This window comes from Methylobacterium sp. GC_Met_2 (genome assembly GCF_026540795.1).
GTDB lineage: Bacteria > Pseudomonadota > Alphaproteobacteria > Rhizobiales > Beijerinckiaceae > Methylobacterium.
Genome location: NZ_JALNUM010000196.1, coordinates 2,501 through 5,680, shown reverse-complemented (window position 1 = coordinate 5,680; position 3,180 = coordinate 2,501). Strand labels below are relative to the sequence as shown.

Genomic DNA, 3,180 nt, shown 5'->3' with positions numbered 1-3,180 from the left:
GATCTTTGACAAGTTATGATTGAGGAAGGGAGACGCGGGCGGCGTTTGTCCTTGCGGTCGGGTCGAGAGGCCTGACGTGAGAGACTTGTGCTGATCTGTTGTTCTTCTTTCTGAGCTCACCGACGGGTATTTGGCGCTGTGAAGCGTTTGGATGCTTGGTCGATGTGAGGCTCCGTCTGAGAATAATGTGATCGGCCAGATCAATCTCTTCAACGTGAGAGTTTGATCCTGGCTCAGAGCGAACGCTGGCGGCAGGCTTAACACATGCAAGTCGAGCGGGCCCTTCGGGGTCAGCGGCGGACGGGTGAGTAACGCGTGGGAACGTGCCTTCCGGTTCGGAATAACCCTGGGAAACTAGGGCTAATACCGGATACGCCCTTATGGGGAAAGGTTTACTGCCGGAAGATCGGCCCGCGTCTGATTAGCTAGTTGGTGGGGTAACGGCCTACCAAGGCGACGATCAGTAGCTGGTCTGAGAGGATGATCAGCCACACTGGGACTGAGACACGGCCCAGACTCCTACGGGAGGCAGCAGTGGGGAATATTGGACAATGGGCGCAAGCCTGATCCAGCCATGCCGCGTGAGTGATGAAGGCCTTAGGGTTGTAAAGCTCTTTTATCCGGGACGATAATGACGGTACCGGAGGAATAAGCCCCGGCTAACTTCGTGCCAGCAGCCGCGGTAATACGAAGGGGGCTAGCGTTGCTCGGAATCACTGGGCGTAAAGGGCGCGTAGGCGGCGTTTTAAGTCGGGGGTGAAAGCCTGTGGCTCAACCACAGAATGGCCTTCGATACTGGGACGCTTGAGTATGGTAGAGGTTGGTGGAACTGCGAGTGTAGAGGTGAAATTCGTAGATATTCGCAAGAACACCGGTGGCGAAGGCGGCCAACTGGACCATTACTGACGCTGAGGCGCGAAAGCGTGGGGAGCAAACAGGATTAGATACCCTGGTAGTCCACGCCGTAAACGATGAATGCCAGCTGTTGGGGTGCTTGCACCGCAGTAGCGCAGCTAACGCTTTGAGCATTCCGCCTGGGGAGTACGGTCGCAAGATTAAAACTCAAAGGAATTGACGGGGGCCCGCACAAGCGGTGGAGCATGTGGTTTAATTCGAAGCAACGCGCAGAACCTTACCATCCTTTGACATGGCGTGTTACGTGGAGAGATTCACGGTCCACTTCGGTGGCGCGCACACAGGTGCTGCATGGCTGTCGTCAGCTCGTGTCGTGAGATGTTGGGTTAAGTCCCGCAACGAGCGCAACCCACGTCCTTAGTTGCCATCATTCAGTTGGGCACTCTAGGGAGACTGCCGGTGATAAGCCGCGAGGAAGGTGTGGATGACGTCAAGTCCTCATGGCCCTTACGGGATGGGCTACACACGTGCTACAATGGCGGTGACAGTGGGACGCGAAGGAGCGATCTGGAGCAAATCCCCAAAAGCCGTCTCAGTTCGGATTGCACTCTGCAACTCGAGTGCATGAAGGCGGAATCGCTAGTAATCGTGGATCAGCATGCCACGGTGAATACGTTCCCGGGCCTTGTACACACCGCCCGTCACACCATGGGAGTTGGTCTTACCCGACGGCGCTGCGCCAACCGCAAGGAGGCAGGCGACCACGGTAGGGTCAGCGACTGGGGTGAAGTCGTAACAAGGTAGCCGTAGGGGAACCTGCGGCTGGATCACCTCCTTTCTAAGGATTCTTTTTTGGACTTGGGTACCGGTTCTGCCGGCGCCCTCCGAGACCTGGCCTCGCGCCTCGCGCTCATCCATCGAAGATCATTAGGATATTAGGGCTCAGTCAGAGCCCATTGGCGGGACGGACGCCGCCCTCGTTTCTCTTCCTCACCAGATAGCGCGATCGCGGACGCGGTTCGGCTCATGCTGAACCTGCGGCTGCCGGATCGACTGGGCCTGTAGCTCAGGTGGTTAGAGCGCACCCCTGATAAGGGTGAGGTCGGACGTTCGAGTCGTCCCAGGCCCACCATTATGAGGATGGCCTCAAACGCCGGCGGCGACATCCGTCGCCTTAGGCTTCTCGCGCCACGCGGCGCGGCGGCCGTTCGGCCTTGCGAGGCTTCGCCTCGGATGCTCTGCCTTGAGCCGGTCCTTCTTGGGGACATAGCTCAGTTGGGAGAGCGCGTGCTTTGCAAGCATGAGGTCGTCGGTTCGATCCCGTCTGTCTCCACCATTTTTTTGGAACTTGGCGCCGCTGATGCGGCGACGGTCCGAACCTTGGTGTCGAGGCCAGCTATCTGGAACATGAGTTTGCCGCGGCAATGATCGACGAGGACCGACAGGTTCGGTTGGTTCGGCCGTGCGCAAAAAACATCAGTGACATCGTGAAGAGGGAATGTGGCCGTTGGGGCAGAGAGATCTGTCAACCCTGGCGGTCATGTTCGGCAAGCATACGGTGGTGGGTCCGGAAACGGATCTGCCACTGGTCTTTTTGTGACCGTGTCAGACTTTTGCGCTGGATACTCTGGATCGAGTGGCAAAAGAACGGACATCGATCACGAGAGCGATCAAGTGCCTTAAGAGCATTCGGTGGATGCCTTGGCGCTGAGAGGCGATGAAGGACGTGGTACGCTGCGATAAGCCTTGGGGAGCTGCGAACGAGCTTTGATCCAGGGATTTCCGAATGGGGAAACCCACCTTCGACCTTCCGTATTGTGTTTCTATGGCCTGTCTTTCCGCGGACACCCGCGGACTGGCTCCGTAGAAGCAACAATACGGTTGGTCATGTGAAGGTATCAAATCCTGAATCCATAGGGGTTTGAAGCGAACCCGGGGAACTGAAACATCTCAGTACCCGGAGGAAAGGACATCAACGAGACTCCGTCAGTAGTGGCGAGCGAACGCGGATCAGGCCAGTGCCTGTTGAGAGTTTACCGGAACGGTCTGGAAAGGCCGGCGCGACGGGTGACAGCCCCGTACGGGACGGACGATCATCAGGACTCGAGTAGGGCGGGACACGTGAAATCCTGTCTGAACATGGGGGGACCACCCTCCAAGCCTAAGTACTCCTCAGCGACCGATAGCGAACCAGTACCGTGAGGGAAAGGTGAAAAGCACCCCGACGAGGGGAGTGAAACAGCACCTGAAACCGGATGCTTACAAACAGTGGGAGCTCAAGGTTCGTCCTGAGTGACCGCGTACCTTTTGTATAATGGGTCAGCG

At 57.4% G+C, this 3,180-nt stretch carries 2 tRNA genes and 2 rRNA genes (1 of these 4 running past the window's edge); all 4 read left to right on the top strand.

The features are described from left to right. The first annotated feature begins 210 nt into the window (after positions 1 to 210). Positions 211 to 1,693: ribosomal RNA gene (locus OXS49_RS32300) — 16S ribosomal RNA — on the top strand. Between the two features lie 217 nt (positions 1,694 to 1,910). Further along, positions 1,911 to 1,987 (top strand) — tRNA-Ile (locus OXS49_RS32295). Positions 1,988 to 2,115: 128 nt separating this feature from the next. Then, positions 2,116 to 2,191: transfer RNA gene (locus OXS49_RS32290), tRNA-Ala, on the top strand. 332 nt (positions 2,192 to 2,523) lie between these two features. Then, positions 2,524 to 3,180 (top strand): 23S ribosomal RNA (locus OXS49_RS32285) (it continues 2,180 nt past the right edge of the window). Together the 16S and 23S rRNA genes with 2 tRNA genes alongside form the textbook arrangement of a ribosomal RNA operon.